Annotated in this window: 18 protein-coding genes; 15 read left to right on the top strand and 3 right to left on the bottom strand. The window is 49.4% G+C overall.

Annotated elements, in window-relative coordinates; genetic code table 11:
- The first annotated feature begins 98 nt into the window (after positions 1–98).
- Genes HWI92_RS03045 through HWI92_RS03020 form a run of 6 tightly spaced genes read left to right on the top strand, consistent with a single transcriptional unit; the run spans position 99 to position 3,773 of the window.
- Positions 99–326, top strand: coding sequence for a type II toxin-antitoxin system Phd/YefM family antitoxin (locus HWI92_RS03045; RefSeq protein WP_204660727.1), 228 nt, complete (start codon positions 99–101; stop codon positions 324–326).
- Positions 323–619, top strand: coding sequence for a type II toxin-antitoxin system RelE/ParE family toxin (locus HWI92_RS25540; RefSeq protein ID WP_204660726.1), 297 nt, complete (start codon positions 323–325; stop codon positions 617–619). The genes HWI92_RS03045 and HWI92_RS25540 overlap by 4 nt, the downstream gene beginning before the upstream one ends.
- A 16-nt stretch (positions 620–635) precedes the next feature.
- Positions 636–1,613 carry a tryptophan--tRNA ligase gene (gene trpS, locus HWI92_RS03035; protein WP_204660725.1) on the top strand — a complete coding sequence of 326 codons (978 nt, stop codon included), beginning with the start codon at positions 636–638 and terminating at the stop codon, positions 1,611–1,613.
- Positions 1,610–2,185 (top strand): phosphatase PAP2 family protein, encoded by a 576-nt coding sequence (locus HWI92_RS03030; protein WP_204660724.1) that lies wholly within the window; start codon positions 1,610–1,612, stop codon positions 2,183–2,185. The genes trpS and HWI92_RS03030 overlap by 4 nt, the downstream gene beginning before the upstream one ends.
- A 38-nt stretch (positions 2,186–2,223) precedes the next feature.
- Positions 2,224–3,168: a ribose-phosphate pyrophosphokinase gene (locus HWI92_RS03025; protein ID WP_204660723.1), complete on the top strand. Its 945-nt coding sequence runs from the start codon at positions 2,224–2,226 to the stop codon at positions 3,166–3,168.
- A gap of 38 nt (positions 3,169–3,206) precedes the next feature.
- The gene (locus tag HWI92_RS03020) at positions 3,207–3,773 is read left to right on the top strand and encodes a 50S ribosomal protein L25/general stress protein Ctc (RefSeq protein WP_204660722.1); all 567 of its coding nucleotides are present in this window, start codon (positions 3,207–3,209) and stop codon (positions 3,771–3,773) included.
- A gap of 88 nt (positions 3,774–3,861) precedes the next feature.
- On the opposite strand, the gene HWI92_RS03015 is transcribed toward HWI92_RS03020, so the two are convergent.
- A complete protein-coding gene (locus tag HWI92_RS03015; protein WP_204660721.1) occupies positions 3,862–4,809 on the bottom strand; it encodes a 2-hydroxyacid dehydrogenase in 948 nt (315 codons plus the stop codon).
- 94 nt (positions 4,810–4,903) lie between these two features.
- Between HWI92_RS03015 and pdxA the strand changes: the two genes are divergently transcribed.
- From pdxA to HWI92_RS02990, 5 genes are all read left to right on the top strand, one after another.
- Positions 4,904–6,010 (top strand): 4-hydroxythreonine-4-phosphate dehydrogenase PdxA, encoded by a 1,107-nt coding sequence (gene pdxA / locus HWI92_RS03010; protein WP_204660720.1) that lies wholly within the window; start codon positions 4,904–4,906, stop codon positions 6,008–6,010.
- A gap of 47 nt (positions 6,011–6,057) precedes the next feature.
- The gene (locus tag HWI92_RS03005; RefSeq protein ID WP_204660719.1) at positions 6,058–6,945 is read left to right on the top strand and encodes a YicC/YloC family endoribonuclease; all 888 of its coding nucleotides are present in this window, start codon (positions 6,058–6,060) and stop codon (positions 6,943–6,945) included.
- Positions 6,946–7,037: 92 nt separating this feature from the next.
- Entirely contained in the window at positions 7,038–8,843 is a 1,806-nt protein-coding gene (locus HWI92_RS03000) for a tetratricopeptide repeat-containing sensor histidine kinase (protein ID WP_229248785.1), read from the top strand.
- A 56-nt stretch (positions 8,844–8,899) separates the two neighbouring features.
- Positions 8,900–10,078, top strand: coding sequence for a class I SAM-dependent methyltransferase (locus HWI92_RS02995; protein ID WP_229248783.1), 1,179 nt, complete (start codon positions 8,900–8,902; stop codon positions 10,076–10,078).
- A gap of 143 nt (positions 10,079–10,221) precedes the next feature.
- Positions 10,222–12,543 carry an efflux RND transporter permease subunit gene (locus HWI92_RS02990; protein WP_204660717.1) on the top strand — a complete coding sequence of 774 codons (2,322 nt, stop codon included), beginning with the start codon at positions 10,222–10,224 and terminating at the stop codon, positions 12,541–12,543.
- A gap of 38 nt (positions 12,544–12,581) precedes the next feature.
- Here HWI92_RS02990 and HWI92_RS02985 read toward each other — a convergent pair whose 3' ends face one another.
- Positions 12,582–13,325 (bottom strand): proteasome-type protease, encoded by a 744-nt coding sequence (locus HWI92_RS02985; RefSeq protein WP_204660716.1) that lies wholly within the window; start codon positions 13,323–13,325, stop codon positions 12,582–12,584.
- Between the two features lie 156 nt (positions 13,326–13,481).
- Positions 13,482–14,381: a diacylglycerol/lipid kinase family protein gene (locus HWI92_RS02980; RefSeq protein ID WP_204660715.1), complete on the bottom strand. Its 900-nt coding sequence runs from the start codon at positions 14,379–14,381 to the stop codon at positions 13,482–13,484.
- Between the two features lie 77 nt (positions 14,382–14,458).
- Here HWI92_RS02980 and surE point away from each other — a divergent pair, with 77 nt between their 5' ends.
- The 4 genes from surE to HWI92_RS02960 all read left to right on the top strand — a co-directional run bounded on the left by surE (position 14,459) and on the right by HWI92_RS02960 (position 20,218).
- Positions 14,459–15,217: a 5'/3'-nucleotidase SurE gene (surE, locus tag HWI92_RS02975; RefSeq protein ID WP_204660714.1), complete on the top strand. Its 759-nt coding sequence runs from the start codon at positions 14,459–14,461 to the stop codon at positions 15,215–15,217.
- Positions 15,218–15,384: 167 nt separating this feature from the next.
- On the top strand, positions 15,385–16,683 hold the full coding sequence (locus HWI92_RS02970; RefSeq protein WP_204660713.1) for an MFS transporter: 1,299 nt from the start codon (positions 15,385–15,387) through the stop codon (positions 16,681–16,683).
- 69 nt (positions 16,684–16,752) lie between these two features.
- Positions 16,753–19,065 carry a DUF7133 domain-containing protein gene (locus HWI92_RS02965; RefSeq protein ID WP_204660712.1) on the top strand — a complete coding sequence of 771 codons (2,313 nt, stop codon included), beginning with the start codon at positions 16,753–16,755 and terminating at the stop codon, positions 19,063–19,065.
- A complete protein-coding gene (locus HWI92_RS02960) occupies positions 19,055–20,218 on the top strand; it encodes a THUMP domain-containing class I SAM-dependent RNA methyltransferase (RefSeq protein ID WP_204660711.1) in 1,164 nt (387 codons plus the stop codon). The genes HWI92_RS02965 and HWI92_RS02960 overlap by 11 nt, the downstream gene beginning before the upstream one ends.
- Positions 20,219–20,502: the final 284 nt, after the last annotated feature.

Raw genomic sequence — 20,502 nt, 5'->3', positions numbered from 1 at the left:
GTATAAATATCAAATTTACTACGTTTTCTGGTTCAATTTAACGAATTTTGGGGATAAGAGCTGGAACAAATCCTGGGAACTGTAACGGAAAATTGGTCATGAGAGTGCAATATCTGTCAAATGAAAAAGGAAAGAAAACCGCGGCTGTTGTTCCTATAAAAGAGTGGGAAGCCATTCAGGAAGAACTTAAAACAAGGCATCCTGATTTCTGGAACGAACTTCCCGATTTTGTGCGGCGCAGCATTGAGGCCGGGCAAGAACAGGCTGCATCAGGTGAGACTAAATCTCATACAGAGGTGATGGAGACTTATAAAAAGTATCTATGACGTTCGAGATACGATGGACCTCTGAGGCCGAAACCAGTTTTCGTGAGATTGTAGCGTATCTGGAAGCCGAGTGGACCGAGAAAGAAGCTCGGAAGTTTATCAGGCGAGCCCGCACATTATTCAGTCAAATAGCCAAATTCCCATTCATGTGTGAAGCCTCAAACACCAATAAAAAGGTCAGAAGAGGTTTTGTTACAAAACAATGCTCTCTGTTTTATGAGATAAATGACGATGTAATTGTCCTGCTTTACTTCTGGGACAATCGAGCAAATCCCGATCAAAGAGCACATTAAGAGCGAACGTATTACAATGGCCAGAGTCCTTACAGGCATACAAAGCAGCGGCAGGCCCCATTTGGGTAACATCCTCGGAGCAATCATCCCTGCCATCGAATTATCCAGAAATCCACAAAATGAGTCCTTCTTCTTCATCGCAGACCTGCATTCGCTTACTACCCTGAAAGACGGGGCCGAGCGGCAGAACTTCGTGCAGGCCATTGCTGCAACGTGGCTGGCATTCGGGTTTGATTATGAACAAAATACCTTCTGGCGCCAGTCACGCATTCAGGAGCATACCGAGCTGGCGTGGTACCTCAACTGCTTTACACCTTTCCCGATGCTCGCCAATGCGACTTCATTCAAGGAAAAATCCGAAAAACTCTCGGACGTGAATGCAGGACTGTTTACCTACCCGGTGCTGCAGGCAGCTGACATTCTCCTGTACAATGCGCATATTATTCCTGTAGGCAAAGACCAGAAACAGCACCTGGAAATGACCAAGGACATTGGTTCGCGATTCAATCAGCTGGCGGGAAGTGACCTCTTTGTATTGCCCGAACCACAGATTGACGATCGCATCATGACCATTCCCGGCATCGACGGGCAGAAAATGAGCAAGTCCTATCATAATTATATTGATATTTTTCAGCCTGAAAACGAACTTAAAAAAATCACTAAAAAGATTGTTTCAGACTCTACCCCGCTCGACGAACCCAAAGATCCTGACAGTGACATTACATTCAAACTGTTCAGTTTGCTGGCATCGGAAAGTGATGTGGCAACCATGCGCGAAAATTACCTGAAAGGGGGCTATGGATATGGTCATGCCAAGCAGGCATTGTTTGAATGCATGCTGGAAAAGTTTGCCGAGCCCCGGCGCATTTTCAACTACTATATGGAAAATACCGCGGAACTCGAGCACATCCTTACCCAGGGTGAAATTAAGGCCAGAGCCATCGCGCAGCAAACCATCAGTAAAGTAAGGCAGGTCCTCGGGTTCGGTTCATGACAGGCCTGGTGGAAGATATTATCCGTGGCGACCAGGACCTTTTCCTGTGGCTCAATGGTCAGCATACACCCTGGGTCGACAGTCTGATGTACTGGATCACCTTCAAGTACACCTGGATTCCGCTCTACCTGCTCCTGATTACCATTACTTTCATGAAGGAAAACAGGCGGGGCTTCGGAATTATGCTGACGGTACTCGCGGCCGTCATTATCGCCGATCAGATTACTTCGGGTTTTATGAAGCCGTATTTTATTCGCTTCCGGCCCTGCCACGATCCGGCACTCCGAAGCATGGTACACACTGTGGCCGGTTGCGGTGGACTTTATGGCTTTGCCTCATCCCATGCTTCCACCAGTTTTGCAGTGGCTTCGTCGTGGTTTTTCCTCCTGCGGAAGAGGGTGCCTTACCTTTGGCTGTTGTTCGTCTGGGCTGGATTTTATTCCTACAGCCGTATTTATGTAGGTGTACATTATCCGGCCGATGTGCTGATCGGGGCACTCATCGGCATGCTGGCAGGCGGGTGCTGTTCTGCCCTATACGCTACTTTTTTATCGAAGTACACGCGTAATTGATTGAGTTTAGTTAATTTTGCGCAAATTTTAAGTTGGCCATGGGCTCATTTAACACAGTAAAAATATTTTCGGGAAGTCAGTCCGAGTATTTGGCCAAAGATATTGCCAGGTATTATGGTAAGGAATTAGGTGGGTATAATCTTCGTAAATTCAGCGACGGAGAGCTTTCTCCCAGCTTCGAGGAATCCATTCGCGGCTGTGATGTGTTCATCATCCAGTCTACGTTCCCGCCTGCCGACAACCTGCTTGAGCTGCTGCTCATGGTTGATGCAGCCCGCCGCGCTTCGGCCCATTATGTGACTGTGGTCATTCCGTACTTCGGATATGCCCGTCAGGACAGAAAGGATAAGCCGAGGGTTGCTATTGCGGCCAAAGTCATTGCCAACCTGCTGACCTCCGTCGGTGTGGACAGGCTGATGACGATTGATCTCCATGCCGGCCAGATCCAGGGTTTTTTCGACTTTCCGGTGGATCACCTGGAAGGCGCATCCATTTTTGTCCCCTATGTAAAATCGCTGGGCCTGAAAAATCTGCTTGTTGCCTCTCCGGATGTGGGTGGTGCTGCAAGGGCGCGCAACTTTGCCAAGTTTCTGAACGTGGATATGATCCTTTGTGACAAACACCGGAAACGTGCCAATGAAATCGCCAGCATGCAGGTAATCGGTGATGTGGAAGGCATGGACGTTGTGCTTGTGGATGACCTGATTGACACCGGTGGAACCCTTTGCAAGGCTGCCGAGTTAATTATGGAAAAAGGAGCTTCATCCGTGCGTGCCATCAGTACACATGCTATCATGTCGGGCAAGGCACATGAAAATATTGCAAACTCGGTTCTCGAGGAACTGATCGTCACAGACACGATTCCCTTGAAGCAACAGAATGCAAAAATACGCGTGTTGTCGGTAGCGGAGATTTTCGCCAAGGCAATCGGACGTATCCGCGATCATGAATCTATTAGTTCATTGTTTATAAATTATCAGTAAATTTCAATTCTATTTAACTTTCTTATTTTAATATTCTTATGAAAAAGCATGAGATTGTAGGGTTTAAAAGAGCGAATCTCGGCAAGTCGGAAGCTCAGGAGCTGCGTGCTCAGGGTTATGTTCCGTCTGTGCTGTACGGAGGTAGTGAACAAGTGCATTTCTATGCACCGGCCATGTTGTTCCGTGAATTGCTTTTCACACCGGATATTTATAATGTAACTTTGAATATCGAGGGTACACTGTATAATGCTATCTTGCAGGACAAACAGTATCACCCGGTTAACGACGCATTAATCCACGCTGACTTTCTTGAAATTCAGGATGGCCGCGAAATAAAGGTGGAAGTACCTGTCAGACTGACCGGAACCTCAACCGGCGTTATGAAAGGTGGTAAAATGAATCAAAAATTGCGTAAATTGCGCGTTCAGGGATATGCTCAGAACATTCCCGACTATATTGATGTAGATATAACCGACCTTGATCTTGGAAAATCTGTCAAGGTGGGAGCTATTCAGGCTGAAAATTTTGTTATATTGACAGCCCCTAGCAACCCGGTTGCTTCTGTTGAGATCCCACGTGCACTTCGTGGTACAGTGGGTAAATAAGTATTTTATTTTTCATGGCTAATAGATGCAAACGTGCCGACCATTGGTCGGCATTTTTGTTTAACCCCATTTAACTTTCAAAAAAGGTTTATGACTGGCGCAGAAAGGAGTTCAGCCAGTTTGCAATCTGGTCAACCAGCACTTCATTAATGCGCACGTAACTTTCGTGTGTCCAGCCGGCAATATGCGGCGTCAAAACAACCCGGTCGGAGCTGCGGAGGTAATCGAATGCATCCTGCTGGGCCGGACTCAGCTTTGTGATTTTTTCATTTTCAAGCACATCAAGACATGCGCCCAGCAGCTTACCCGATTTAAGCCCATTTACAACTGCTTCCAAGCTCACGATCTCTCCCCTCGACTGGTTTAAAAGATAAAAAGGCTTCTGAACAGCGGCAATGAACGCATCATCGATCAGGTAGCGCGTCTCATCCGTCAGCGGAATATGCAGGCTGAGCACATCGGCCTTTTGCATAATCTCCTCCATCGTACAGGCTGACGCAAAAGCATCCCCATAGTGATCGCGGTACTTGTCGTAAGCCAGAACGGTGCACCCGAAACCGCTGAGCCTGCGGGCTGTGGCACTGCCGTTATTTCCATAGCCGATAATACCAACCGTTTTGTTCATCACTTCCACACCGCGGTTACCTTCGCGATCCCAAATACCGCTGCGTACTTCCCGGTCGGCTTTTATGATGTTGTTAAAAAGGGTCAGCAACATGCCCACGGTATGCTCAGCGACCGCATCGCGGTTGCCCGCACCGGCATGAAAAACCGCTATGTTGCTGGCTGCCGCAAAATCCAGGTCAATCAGGTCCAGGCCCGCCCCTGCCCGGGCGATAAAGCGCAGCCGGTCTGCCTGCATGAGCATTTCCTTATCCAGGAAAGTTTTACTTCTGATGATCAGTCCGTCATAGGCGGGCAACGCAGCCCGGATATCATCCCGCCGGTATTGTGGCTGATAGTCGAATGCCCAGCCTTTTGCATGCAGCATGTCAAAAAGAGAAGAATGCATGGTGTCTGCAATGAGGATTTTCATGGTAGCACAGGAATTTTTGTAACTTGCCGGACAAACGTTGCGCAAAAGTAATATAGTTTCAGAACGCACAACAGCCATCCTTGCATTTTACCCAATGAGCGATCAACCCATCGATAAACCCATCATAGGCATTACAATCGGCGATTATAACGGGATTGGCCCGGAGGTAATCCTTAAAGCCTTAGAAGGAAATCAGTTATCAAAAATATGTACTCCCATCATTTACGGTTCACTGAAAGTGCTTAACCAGTACCGTAATATGCTGGATATGAAAGAGTGGAACCTGCACGGCATACAGCGTGCCGACCAGGCCAATCTGAAGCTGACCAACGTCATTACCTGCTGGCAAGACCAGCAAACGGAGGTTGCACCCGGAAAAGTCACGCCGGAAGCGGGCCAGGGCTCCTATGCATCACTGAAACGCGCAGTGGAAGACCTGAAAGAGGGAAAAATACATGCGATGGTGACAGGACCGATTAATAAGGACAACATTCAGAATGATAATTTCAAATTTCCCGGACATACCGAGTTTCTCGCGGAAGCATTTGAAAAGCAGGATGCATTGATGTTTATGGTGGCAGGCGACCTTCGCGTGGGCGTGCTGACAGGGCACATTCCTCTCCTAAAAGTAGCATCCCAGGTGACCGCCGAAAAGCTTTCCGCCAAGCTCGACCAGATCATTCAGTCACTGAAAGGCGACTTCGGGATCAAAAAGCCGAAAGTTGCCGTACTGGGCCTGAATCCGCATGCCGGTGAAAATGGCTTGCTCGGCAATGAGGAGATCGAGGTTATACAGCCGGTGATTAAGGCTTATAAAGAAAAAGGTCACCTGGTGGTAGGCCCGTTTCCGGCAGACGGTTTTTTTGCAGCAGGCACCTACAAGCAGTACGATGCAGTACTGGCCATGTACCACGACCAGGGATTGATCCCGTTCAAAACGCTTGCTTTCAATGAAGGTGTGAACTTTACGGCAGGATTGCCGGCCGTGCGTACGTCGCCTGATCATGGTACTGCGTATAATATAGCAGGTAAAAATCAGGCCGAGCCGGGTTCCATTTTGCAGGCGATCTACCTGGCTTGTGACGTATCAAAGCTGCGGATCTTTAATCAGAGCATTGAAAAGAATGCGCTTATCTCAAAACCACAACAATCTGAAAGTCAGCATCCTGCAAAGGCGGGAGGTAAGCAGCGTTTTGCATAGCTGCCACAACACTGGTCTTTTGATCCATATTTAACAAAAAAACAAAGATGCTCAGATCTATGACCGGATACGGTGTATCCAACATCGAATCCGATTCAATAAATGTTACTGTCGAGATCAAAACACTGAACTCCAAATTCCTTGACATCTACTGCCGGATCCCCAGGAACTATTCAGAACGTGAAATCGAGATCAGAAACCTGATTACCCAGGCACTCGAACGCGGAAAAGTAGAATTTACCCTGACCGTACAGCCCGTAGGCAAGGCGGTGGCTTCTACGTCCGTTAACCGCGCACTGGTGCAGACTTATTTCAGCGACCTTTCGGCCACAGCGGCTGAGCTGGGCTTTGAGCCTGACCTTACCGAGCTGATGCGCATAGCCTTGCAAATGCCCAATTCGTACAATAATGAAACCATTGAGGAGCACGGGAAGGATAATGACTGGACGCAGATCAGGGTTGCCGTCATGGATGCATTGCGTAAATGTTCCGTTTTCAGGGAACAGGAAGGTAAGATGACGGAGGATAAGCTTATGCAGTATATCCACACGATACAATCCCTGCTGGACCAGGTTAAGGAGCAGGATGTACTCCGGATACCGGCAGTTCGGGAACGTTTGGAAAAACAAATGCGCGAACTGCTGTCCGATGACAATTTTGATGCAAACCGTTTTGAGCAGGAACTGATCTATTACATTGAAAAGTTTGACATTTCAGAAGAAAAAATACGTCTTGCCAATCACCTCTCCTATTTTACCGAAACCATTCATGCACCGGAAAGCAATGGCAAGAAGCTGAATTTTATTGCGCAGGAAATCGGCCGGGAGATCAATACCATTGGTTCAAAAGCCAATGATGCCATTATTCAGCACCTGGTGGTACAAATGAAAGATGAGCTCGAAAAAATCAAGGAGCAGACTATGAACATCATCTGATTGTATATATTTGAATAAAGACCAGCTCAGCCCCTCTACGTATACCATGGCTAATCCCTTATTGATCCGGTTCGGCTTACAATCCTGCGGCCATGGTATACGATAGGGCCAGGTATATCGCCCGTGCGCTTCTGCTGGTTGTTGTCGCGATGGCGACTTTGAAATGCAGTTCGCCCTCTGAAAAAAAATCCGGCGCATTCACTGACACGCTGGTGCTTGCAGTTCCTCAGGAAGGCTTTGCGGAAGACACCGTACTGATTAACCAGTACCACCAATTTGCCTCCTCCTACCTGTTTATGGACGCAGAAAAGGCGATGTTTTACGCCAAATTTGTGCTGCGCCTTTCTCAAAAACACCAGTGGGCCAAAGGTAAAGTATTGGCTTACAACCTGCTGAGCACGTACTATCTGCTCGATGGCAGCTATGATATACTCCGCGGATTGTCCAACGAGACCATCATGCTCTCGCGGCAGCTGCATATGCCCTTTTATACCGCACATGCCCAGCGCTTTCTGGCGGAAAGCTATGGGGAGTACCGGCAGTGGGACTCGGCCCGGGTGAACTATAACCGGGCCATAAGCACTTTCAAAGCACTCGGTGCGGACAGCTCACAGGCGATGTGTCTGGAAAACCTGGCCAACAGCTTCCGCGAAAAAAAGCTCTATGATGAGAGTATGCCCTACTACGACGAGGCATATGCCTTGTTTGATAAGATCGAGTCGGATTGGGGACGTGCTACGGTGCTGCAAAGCAAAGGGTACCTGCATGTGCTGCAAAAGCAATATGCGCCTGCCGAAAAATACTTTGACCAGTCGCTGGCGCTTTTTACCAGGATCCAAAACCGGTATGGGCAAGTCAATGTCCTGAACGATATTGCCAATAATTACTGTCTCCAAGGTCAGTTTGACAAAGGCATAGCCACTTCCACTGCCGCACTCGATTCCTCTGTCCTTTACCATTCCGTGCAGCAAACCAACTGGGCGCTGCTGTCGCTTTCCAGGGCCTATAAGGGCAAAGGAATGCACGACAAGGCGCTGGACTATATGGAAAAGGTCATTTTCAACCGGCGCATGGTGCATACAGACAATGTACAGCGTGAGTACACCATGTACCAGCTTACCTATGAAAATGAGCGCAAAGATTCCGAAATACAGGAAAAAGCCATTGAGACACAGCGCCTGCAGACATCCATTTTCGCCACAGTTTCCATTCTGGTTCTGATACTTGCCATCATTCTCTGGCTGAACAATAAAAAGCTTCGCAGGAAAAATGCCGAGATCCACGAGGCCATGATCCAGGGGCAGACCATCGAGCGTAAAAGGGTTGCGGCCGAGCTGCACGACAACCTGGGCGGAACGCTCGCGTCACTCAACTGGTACCTGTATGGCATTGACAAGTCGCTTTTACCGCCTGAGGAGCAGAAAATTTACCAGAGCGTTCATCAGATGGTTGGCGCTGCTTACCGCGAGTTACGCAGCCTTTCCCACAACCTCATGCCGCAGGAACTGGAAGAGCACGGACTTGTCATTGCGCTTGAAAGGCTTGTGAGTCAGATGAATGAGAACAAGAACATCGAGTTTGTTTTCAATTCCAGGCTGCATAACCGGGTGCAAAGCCGCATTGAAGTTGAACTTTACAGCATCATTCTTGAGTTAACTACGAACATTATCAAGCATTCAGGCTCTACGAAGGCATCCATCAGCCTTTATGAAAGCATGAAGAACATTTATGTGATTGTGAGTGACAACGGGTCCGGAGTTGTAGAACCGATGCGGCAGGGAATGGGCCTGAAAAATATCAAAAACCGCGTTTCGGGCCTGCGTGGCCGGCTCACGATCCATAGTGAAGCGCAGACAGGCATTAAAGTTGAAATTGAAATTCCAAAACCTGCGGCCTGAACCAGGCTGTTGAATCCGGCGGACCAAGCCGGGCAGTATGTACCAAAATCATGATTATGGAAGACAGGATACAGGAGTTTGTCAATGAGGTTCACACAAGTCTTTCTGCAAATTCCTTTATCAAACTCTCGCTGGGCAACTATCAGGGCACGGACGAGGGACTGAAGAATATCTACATCCGCAGGGCGGTTATTAAAAAAGAAGATAAGCTAAGCTTCACGTACCGCTACAAAACCCGGGATATTGTCCGGAACTACAATCCCGCCGAGGGAGTAGCGACTTTACAACAGCTGCTTCCTGCCGATTTCCATATTGCCACTTTGCAGACAACCCAGGGCAGCATTCAATTTGAAGTGCTGAAAAACGGGCGCATAGTTGTGAGAAAAACAGAAACCGAAGCACGTCCTGCGCCGGCACCAACCCATGATAAAGCCAAGCACCGGCTGATTACCTCCCAGGACAAGCCTTACCTGCAGGCATTGAAAATTACCGACCAACATGGAACTGTTTTCAACAATGCGCAGGATAAGTACAGGCAGATTAACCATTATGTAGATATTCTCAGTACGCTGATCCGCGATATTCCCGGCGAGGGAACGATCCGGATCGCGGATATGGGATCCGGAAAAGGCTACCTGACATTTGCATTGTATGACTACCTCACGAATGTACTTCAGCGGAATGCGGCGGTAACGGGTGTGGAGTTCAGGCAAGACCTGGTAGAGCTTTGCAATCAGATAGCCGCAGAAACGGGCTTTGAAGGACTACATTTCAGCCAGGGTACCATCGAAGGGTTTGAAACCGAAAAACTAGACATGCTTATCGCACTGCATGCCTGTGATACGGCTACGGACGATGCGATTGCCAAAGGGATTCGTGCAGAGGCAGAACTGATCGTGGTGGCACCATGCTGCCACAAGCAGATCCGCCGGGAAATGGAAAAATCAAAGGTGGAAAACGACGTGCGATTCCTGACCCGCCACGGCATCTTTCTGGAACGCCAGGCCGAGATGGTTACGGATGGTATCCGGGCGCTGATCCTGGAATACTTTGGATACCGGACGAAAGTTTTTGAATTTATATCAGATGCGCATACGCCCAAAAACGTGATGATCGTTGGTATGAAAGACCATCACCTTACTGTACCCAAGCAGGAAATCCTGGACAAAATAAAAGCGACCCGGGAATACTTTGGCATTGATTACCACCATCTTGAGAAAATAACAGGAATCTGACAGGTTGCCCGTTATCATCTTCAAAACCCCGCCACAACAACATTTTTATCACGCTACACACCCCAACATTCACCGGGAAAAGACTGCTATTCCCGGGGTGGGTGCTTATATTTGCAACTTTTGTATAACCCTGATCGCCCTATATGTGGAATAAAATAGCGACTTACATCATTCGTTTCAGGCTGATGTGGGTGGCCCTGGTGCTCGTCTCAACTGTCTTCATGGCCTATGAAGCCAGCAAAATTGAACTCTCCTATCAGTTTGCCAGGATACTCCCTTCAAACGACCCCGTGGAAAAGGAGTACCAGGATTTTAGGAAGCTCTTTGGTGAGGACGGCAGCGTTATGGTGATTGGCTGGCAGGACCCGCAAATGTTCCAGCTCGCCAAATTTCAGGATTGGTGCAAACTCTCCCAGCGCATCAGGCAGACGGAAGGCATCAAAAACGTGCTTTCCCTGGCCAATGTATACAAGGTCGTACGGAATGACAGTCTTAAGAAATTCGACTTTGCCCCCGTCATCCGGCAGATCCCGACTACCCAGCCCGAGGTAGACAGCCTTAAAAAAGAAATTGCGAACCTTCCGATTTACGAGGGTCTGGTACTTAACTCCAAGACCAATGCCACGCTGATTGTGGTCACTTTCAACGATAAAGAACTGAATTCCAAGCGCAGGCTTACCATTGTCAGCGATATAGAAGCCATGGCTGAGGAGTTCTCTGCCAAATACCACACTGACCTGCATTACTCCGGCATGCCCTACATCCGGACAGTAAATATGAAGAAGATCTCCGGTGAAATGGAGCTTTTTATGGGCCTGGCCGTGCTCGTCACGCTGTTTATCCTCTGGGCTTTTTTCAGGTCACTGCGGCTTACCCTGCTCTCCATCATCGTCGTACTGATCGGGGTGATTTTTTCGGTGGGCTTACTGCATTTGTTCGGGTACAAAATCACGGCACTCACCGGACTTATTCCGCCCCTGCTGATCGTCATAGGGGTTCCAAATTGTGTTTTTCTGATCAATAAGTACCAGGCTGAACTTAAAGCCGGGCAGTCCAAGGATGACGCCCTGCGCACCATGATCATCCAGATCGGGTTGTCCACATTCCTGGCCAATATCACTACTGCGATCGGTTTCGGTGTGTTTTACTTTACAAACAGTATCCTGCTGGTGGAATTTGGCGTAGTGGCCGCCATCAGCGTGATGATCACTTATGTACTCTGCCTGATCCTGCTGCCGATTACGCTGCATTATATGGATGAACCCAAAGCCCGCCACCTGAAACACCTTGACGGAAAATGGGCGGCTGGCTTCCTGACCAAAGTCAATTTTCTGGTGCATAACAAGCGGAGGGAAATTTACATTGCGATGGTGCTGCTCATCATTATCTCAGGTTATGGTATGACCAAGATCCAGACGATCGGATATGTGGTGGACGACCTGCCCAAAAAGGACATTGTGTATACCGACCTTCGGTTTTTCGAAAAAAACTTCAATGGGGTGCTGCCATTTGAGGTGATGATCGATACCAAACAACCGAATGGTGTTTTTGCCGACCAGGCCAGAACATTGTACAAGATCAAGGCGCTGCAAAATGAAATGGCCAAATTCCCTGAATTTTCGAAGCCAATTTCTGTCGTGGAAGCTTCACGGTTTCTGTACCAGGCCTACCGTGGAGGCGATGCGCGTTACTTTGCCCTGCCCGGCGTGCTTGAACTTAACAAGCTCACTGCCTACGTACAGGGTAATACCGGCGCGGCCAGCCAGCTGAATAATTTCCTGAACAAAGACAAGAGCGTGACCCGCGTCAGCTTTCAGATGGCTGATGTGGGATCGGAAAGGATCAAAGCATTAATGGAGCAGATCCGCCCGAAAGTGGATTCGATTTTCAGTCCGCAGCAATATAAGGTTAGCCTCACCGGGCACAGCCTTGTTTTCCTTAAAAGCAATGACTACCTGCTCAGCAACCTGTATGAAAGCCTGCTGATTGCCATCGTACTCATTGCAATTGTGGGCATGGTACTCTTCCGCTCCATTCCGATTATCCTGCTCTCCAAGCTCCCCTGCCTTATTCCGCTGGCCCTTACCGCCGGGATTATGGGTTATTTTGACATTTACTTCAAGCCCACAACGATCCTGATTTTCAGCATTACATTCGGGATTGCTTCTGATGGTACTGTCTACTTCCTGACGCGCTACCGGCAGGAGCTTTATAAAAACGGGCTTACGCCTTCGCAAGCTGTAACCCGCTCCATTTTTGGTACGGGATTAAGCATGATCTACACGGCGATCATCCTCTTCTGCGGCTTCTCGATCTTTTCGGCATCGAGCTTCGGAGGTACTGCAGCGATGGGTGTGATGGTATCCATTACGCTCCTTGTAGCCATGTGCACCAACCTGATCCTGCTGCCTGCCCTGCTGCTTTCCATTGCCAAGCGTCAGGGTAAAAACGTAAAGCCCAGCTGACATCAGCCGGGCTTTACATTCTTGTACTTAAAAAAACATTAATGGTTGTCCTGCGAAGACTCCTCGTCTTTGGCAAACGCATCATTAATCCAGTCCTCGGGCATATCATCCAGTGCTTCCTGAAGTTTCAACGCCCAGGCTTCGGCTATCCGCGCCAGATCCTTTTGCTCATACCGGTGTTCATTGATAGCGAAGCTGTTCTTTTTGTACGTTATGACATCAATCGGGAAATCAACGTCATTGTTGCTGACCCGGGTTGAGTCAAATGACAGAAAGCCCGCTTTTAACGCTTGCTTCATGGTTGAGGTAGGGTTGAGTACCCGGTTGAGTATGGCCTTTCCCTGCCCGGAGTTGCCGATGATCACATAAGGTGAACCCTCATCCAGCTCCACCCAGTTTCCTTCTGAATACAGCAGAAAAAGCTTGTGCTCCTTGTCATCTTTAAGCTGCCCGCCCACAATCGAATTAAGGTTAAACTTGAAACCCGACCGTTCCAGATTGGCACGGTCTTCCTCGGCTACGCGCTTGATCTGCTCACCGAATGCATTCACGGCCTTGTACAGCTTGTTGTAAACCACCCCTTCGGCAATTGCCTCTTCAAAGTAATGTACGGCTTTGTCACGCACCGACCGCAGTCCGCTCGTCATGATAAACAGCGAATACTGATCACTCTGCGTGACGTACATCTTTCTTTTAACCGTCGTGTTGGTACCTGCGGTAATCCGCGTGTCGGCCAGTGCGATCAGTCCTTCCTTTACTTTAATTCCTAAGCAATAAGTCATTTTCCTGAATTTAAAGGCCTTTTGGTGCTGGATAAACCTTTTTCCAAAGCATATATTCACGAGCCCTGGCGGCCAATTTACCAAAAGCCCTGTTTTTATTTTTAATAAAAGTGGTAAAAATCCGGGTTTATGCGTGTACGCTCCTGACAGGGAGGTTTACTGTTTTACCAGAAATTCCAGCATACCAGGCTGTACCTTGATCTGTATTTCGTGTGACTTCTGCATTTTGAGCAGCTCATCATCTGCATGAACATCCTTGCCTTCCCAGTAAACCGCAATGTTCTTGCCCCTGATTGTAGTGAAATGAAAGGTATCCGCCACCCCATTGATCTGGTTGAGCAAAAATGTTTCGAATTTTGAACGTTGTGAGGCTGCCACCGTAACAATTTCCAGCTCGCCGTCACCCGGATCAGCCCAGGGAGCAAGTGCCAGGTTAGGGCCGATAGAAGAAATATTCATGATTTCTACCATCACATACTTGCCCGAATGTTCAGCCCCATCCGCTACAATGCGACATTCCGAGGCTTCATAGTTCAGCAGTACATCGTACAGCATGGCTCTTGCCGCCCTGATTTTTTCCTCCGCACTGTCGCCGATTTCTTCATGGATCTTCTCCATCACCTTCATCAGCCGCGGAAATATGCCGAAGCCGAAACTTTCGAGGAAAAACAGGTCTTTATCCAACCCGTACACTTTCCCGATGTCAAATAGTTTGAGGCGGTCATGGTGCCAGCTGCGCACAATATCCCTGACGGAACCTTCCACCTGCAGAGCACCGGCAATGTTGTTGGCAGTGCCATGTGGCAGCAATGCAAGCGGAAACTGCTTGTCGAGCCGCTTCCGGTTCATCAATGCTTTGGAGACCCGGCGTACCGTACCGTCGCCCCCGGCTATGATCAGGAAATCCGTATCTTCTTCAAAGTCGTCCCACTTTTCATCCCTCACAGAAGCATACGTACAATCAAAACCTTCTTTCCCGATCAGCCTGACGAGTTCTTCTTTCGTGAAATCGTTGTCCCCGGCAGTGGGGTTATGCAAGAGCCGTACTTTTTTCATAAAAGGATTTTACAACTGCATCATAAAAAATATACCAGGCATAATTTTATTAGCTGAGGCGGAAAACAACTTTGCTTATGAAAATTCTGGTAACAAACGACGACGGAATTTACAGTCCCGGTATCGCTGCACTCGCCAAAATTGCAGCCCGCTTCGGGGAAGTTAAGATTGTGGCGCCGGATGTGGAGCAGTCATCCATGGGTCACGCCATCACAGCGTCCCGTCCGCTATCCTATAAAAAATCACCCGTCGACTTTGGAGGCATTGAGGCCTACCGGGTCAATGGTACCCCCGCTGACTGCGTGGCTTTGGGCCAGCACCTCTGGGATAAACCCGACGTAGTGTTGTCGGGCATTAATATGGGCCCTAACCTCGGTAATGCCATGTGGCACTCCGGGACGCTGGCAGCAGCCAAACAGGCCGTGTTGTTCGGGCTTAAAGGTATTGCGCTGAGCACACCTACCGACGTGGAACCCGACTTTCCGTCACTGGATCCTTTTGTTGAACAAACACTGGATCTGCTTTTCAAGAATCCGCACCTGAACCTGGTCAATGTCAACTTCCCGCATCACCCCAAAGGCGTGCGCTGGACAAGGCAGTCGGTAAGATTGTATGACAATAAGATTGTTCCGGGCCTCGACCCGATGGGGCGGAAGCATTACTGGTTTACGGTAGTGCCACTGGAACCCGCCGAGGAAGGTACCGACCGCTGGGCCATTGAGAACCAGTTCGTATCCATTACGCCGCTACGCCTTGATCTCACCAATGAGGCAGAGCTCGTGAAAGCCCAGCTTGCCTACCCGATTTCCGAGTCGGCTGGGCAGCAGACAGAGTGATTCAGACCGGTTTTAATGCTACAAATGGACATCCTGCACAGCTTGTGCAGGATTTTTTGTTACTGCCTTTATCATGGTTTTAAGGGGTAGAAAGGGAAAAACGCAGTCTTACATCCTGACAAACGCGTTGATCATTCCCTATACGCAGTATTTCTGTAATCCCGATTATGAAACAAACCACAACCGGCAGCTATCGTTGGACAATTTGTGCTTTACTATTTTTTGCTACCACAATCAATTACATCGACCGGCAGATCCTGGGATTGCTCAAACCCACACTTGAAACAGAATTCAACTGGACCGAGACCGATTACGCCAATATTGTCATGATTTTTGCCGGGTGCTATGCATTCGGATATGTGATTTTCGGGAATTTCATTGACCGGATCGGCTCCAAGCTGGGCTACGCAGTGTCGATTATCATATGGAGTGTAGCCGCAATCCTGCATGCATTTGTAACAAGTACCTTTGGATTTGGCGCGGTACGTGCCTTATTGGGATTGGGCGAGTCGGGCAACTTCCCGGCGGCCGTGAAAGCGACGGCCGAATGGTTTCCCAAGCAGGAACGCGCACTGGCAACTGGCATTTTCAACTCCGGCACGAGTATCGGGGCCGTGGCAGCGCCCATTCTTGTACCCTGGCTGCTGGGCGCATATGGCTGGCAGGAAGCGTTCCTGATTACGGGCGCACTGGGATTTATATGGCTGGTATTCTGGTGGCTTTTCTACGAAATTCCCTCCCGGCACAAAAAAGTATCGGCAGATGAGTTCGAGTTTATTCATCAGGATAATGAGCATCTGGCAAACCCTGCCGAGAAGCCCATCAAATGGAGAAAGTTGCTGCAGCTGCCGCAATCCTGGGTTTTCATTATCGGAAAATTCCTGACGGACCCTGTCTGGTGGTTTTTCCTGTTCTGGCTACCGTCCTATTTTGCCAATACATTCGCGCTGGATCTCAAAAAGCCAAGCCTGCATTTGGCCATCGTGTATACCGCTACCACGTTCGGCAGCATCGGCGGAGGTTACCTGTCTTCTTACCTGATCAAAAAAGGCTGGGCTCCGCTGAGAGCGCGCAAGACCACCCTGCTGGTCGTGGCATTTGCAGTGATGCCCATTATTCTCGCGCAGTTTGCGACAGACATCTGGGTGGCGGTAGGCATTATCAGTGTGGCCACGGCGGCGCACCAGGCATGGAGTGCCAATATTTTCACCATTGTTTCCGACATTTTTCCCAAGCGTGCCGTGAGCTCGGTAGTAGGTATCGGGGGTATGGCCGGGTCGATCGGCTCTACCCTTTTTCCCCTGGTAGTAGGCTCTCTGCTGGATTTTTACAAAGCTTCCGGTAACATCAATGCAGGTTACAATATCCTGTTTATCATCTGCGGACTGGCTTACCTGGTAGCCTGGCTTATCATCCATTTTCTGACAACCCGAATGAAACCGGTGGAAGAATCGTTAAAGGACTAGTACATTGCAATATTTTTGGTAAACAGTTTAACAAAGACCTGCTAAGTTCCTGACCTGCAATCTTCTTCAATGAAAAAATTACAATCCTATTTTCTTTTTCTCGGCATTTCGCTCTCACTGGTTTATTGTAAAACGAACCGGCAGCCTGTCGTAAACCAGGCTGTTACAAAAAACGAGACCGTTGCTGATGCCGCTCCCAAACCTGCCGGACTGTCGCCTTTCCTCGTACCGGAAGCGACCATTGCCAAAATGCAGATCGAGGAAGGTTTTGAGATCAAGCTGGTGGCTGCCGAGCCGCTGGTAAGTGCACCTGTGGCCATGCAGTTTGATGACCAGGGCCGCATGTGGGTGGTGGAGATGACCGGGTACATGCCCGACACAATCGGTACCGGCGAGGATATTCCGAATGGCAACATCGTTATCCTGGCCGATAAAAATCAGGATGGTACCTACGACGAGCGTACCGTTGTGATCGACTCCCTGGTACTTCCGCGGGCTATTTGCCTGATCGAAGACGGGATCCTGGTGGCAGAGCCTACCAACCTCTGGTTTTACGAGATTAAAAATGGAAAAGCGGGCAACCGTACGCTCGTAGATCCCAAATACACCGAAGGAGGCAACGTAGAGCACCAGCCCAATGGTTTGCTGCGGGCCATGGACAACTGGATTTACAATGCCAAATCCGACAAGCGGTACCGCCGGAAAGGCGATAAATGGCTGATTGAGCATACCCATTTCCGCGGGCAGTGGGGCATTTGCCAGGATAACTATGGCCGTTTGTATTACAACAACAACTCACAAAACCTGCTGGGCGACTTTTTTCCTGCCGGACTGGGTGCCTGGAACAAAAACCAGCGGACCGTGGCAGGGTATAATGAAAAGTCTGTCGCCAACAACAAGGTGTACCCCATTCACCCTACCCCCGGCGTGAACCGAGGCTATATGCAGAACATCCTCGACGACAGCCTGCGCCTCAATGACTTTACTGCCGCAGCGGGGCCGGTGATCTACAGGGGTGATCTTTTTGGAAAAAATTACGAGTTCAATGCATTTGTCCCTGAGCCCTCAGCCAACCTGATCAAACGTAATATCCTGAATGAAAAAGGGTACGTAGTAAAAGGAGAACAGGCTTATAAAGGCCGTGAGTTTCTGGCAAGTACCGACGAGCGGTTCAGGCCGGTAAGTCTATACAATGCACCCGACGGGGCCATGTACATCCTTGATATGTACCGCGGGATCATTCAGCACAAAACCTACCTGACCCCCTACCTGAAAGAGCAGATCGGGAAACGCAGCCTTACACAGCCCCTGTCCAGCGGCCGCATTTACAAAGTGGTACCAAAAGGCGCAGCACCTAAACCGGTGATTATTCCCGACGATGCCCAGGAGCTGGTCAGGCTGCTTGGTCACCCGAACGGATGGGTACGCGACAGGGCCCAGCAAAAACTCATTGATTTTAAATACAACCAAACCTTGCCTGCACTGCGGGCTGCGCTTGTGCAAACGGCCAATCCGCTGTTGGCAATCCATGCATTATGGACGCTGGAAGGGCTGAATTCGCTGAAAACCGAGGAAGTACTCGCCTGGCTCAACCGGCCGGAGTGGACCTACCGCATGCAGGGCTTGTATGCAGCATCGGGTGTTATGACACCTAAATCCTACCCGCAGTATGTAAGCGCGCTGAGCACCATGCTCGACAACAATGATACGCTTGCTGCTCCCTATGTAGCATTTTTATGTAAAAATATTGCCGGCTTTGATGAACCGGCAGCGAGGGGCCTGCTTGCCCGGCTTTCGTCCCGCTACGCAAACAACCGCTACGTAGCCGATGCGATTATCAGCAACCTGGAAGGAAGAGAAGAACTCGCACTCGCCGACACAACCCTGATCGCTGGCACAGGCTCGCTCCTGGGTAAACAGCTTGAAAAGGTAGTAACCTCCGTAAAAAATGCGCAGGGTAACCGCAACCCGGAAACATTGAAAAAGGAATTTCCCAAAGGCGCAGCCCTTTTCACCTCCATCTGCCAGACATGCCACGGCCCTGACGGTGCCGGCGTGAAGTCCCTGGCACCTCCGCTCAACCAGTCGGAATGGGTGACGGGGAATAAGGACAAACTGATCTCGATCGTACTTTTCGGACTGACTGGCCCGGTGCGTGTCAATGGCCACGTTTACCAGACCCCGGAAGTAAGCGGCGATATGCCGGGCATTGGCTATGATAAAGACATGCCCAGTGAAGACATTGCGCAACTATTAAGCTACATTCGCAAGTCATGGCGGAACAATGCCGACGCGATAAGTACAGAAGAAGTTGCCAGGACGCGTCAGAAACTGACAGGTCGTGAAAAAGCATTTACAGAAACAGAATTGAATGGCATTTGATATCCGGGGAACCTCCCCTATTACGATTACCTGTTACCGCCGGCTTGCGCCTTTTCTTGAAGCGGAAGTAAAGTCGCTGGGTTATACACCAGAGAGTACCTTCGCCACCGGCCTCCGCCTTCGGGGTACCATCCAGGACTGCGTGCGGCTTAACCTGCATTTATACACTGCAAGCCAGGTACTGTTTAGCCTCGGCGCTTTCACAGCGAGGCATGCCGACGATGTTTACCGCTACCTCATGCAGTTGGAATGGGAGAAGATCCTGCCCGCGGATGGCTATTTTTCAGTCACCAGCACGGTGCAGACGCCCTCGGTCAACAATAATATGTTTGTCAATGTGCGGGTAAAAGATGCCGTTGCCGACCGTTTTCGTGAAAAAACGGGTGCCCGCCCGTCTTCCGGAGCTGCACTGACGGGCGCGGTGATACACCTGCATTGGAAAAATGAAGATGCTGAGGTTTTTCTGGACACTTCCGGTGAAACGCTGGCCCGCCATGGCTACCGCAAAATTCCCGGTCAGGCACCCATGCTGGAAGCCCTCGCTTCCGCCACGATCCTGGCAAGCAAATGGAACAAGGCTTCCGCTTTCATTAATCCGATGTGCGGTTCGGGAACGCTGGCGATTGAGGCCGCACTGATGGCGAGCAATGCAAAACCCGGGCTATTCCGTACCAATTACGGGTTCATGCACCTGCTCGGCTATGATGAAGATTTTTACTTTGCCCAGCAGGATAAACTGGAAGAGCAGATGATAGAGCCGACGATCCGAATTATCGCATCGGACAACAATGCGAATGCGATCGAGAATGCGCGACGAAATGCGAAGGCAGCCGGTGTGCTCGAAAGCATTGACTTTGAAACGTGTGATTTCAGCGAAACGACTATACCGGCAGAGCACAAGGGAGCAATTTTCCTGAATCCGGAGTATGGTGAGCGCCTGGGGGAAGTTCAGGAGCTGGAAGAAACTTACAGCCGCATTGGCGACTTTATGAAGCAAAAGTGTGGAGGATATTATGGGTACGTTTTCACCGGTAACCTTGATCTTGCCAAAAAAATAGGTTTGAAAGCAAGCCGGCGGACGGAGTTTTACAATGGTACAATCGATTGCAGGTTACTGGAATACGAACTGTACGAAGGTTCCAGGAGAATTTGAGACAATCATTCAACGAAATTTGCTCCACAAGAATAAGGTCTGGCACAATTATTATATTTTACATGACATAACCAATTGTTAACTGTTATGAGACAGTCACAAAATTCGGGAGGTATGCAACAAAACCAGGTTTCCCGAAACAGGCCCGAAAACAAGGATAACCTTGATAACCGGCACAGACAAGAGGAAATGGTGAAAGGTAATCACATTACCAACAACGAGAAATCGCACCATAGACTTGGAAAACAGCAAAGGCAAGACCAGCACTAGCGTTTTCCCTCACA

This window comes from Dyadobacter sandarakinus (assembly GCF_016894445.1).
Taxonomy (GTDB): Bacteria; Bacteroidota; Bacteroidia; order Cytophagales; family Spirosomataceae; genus Dyadobacter; species Dyadobacter sandarakinus.
The sequence above is the reverse complement of the archived record's forward strand: the minus strand, read 5'-3'. Positions and strand labels throughout refer to the sequence as shown.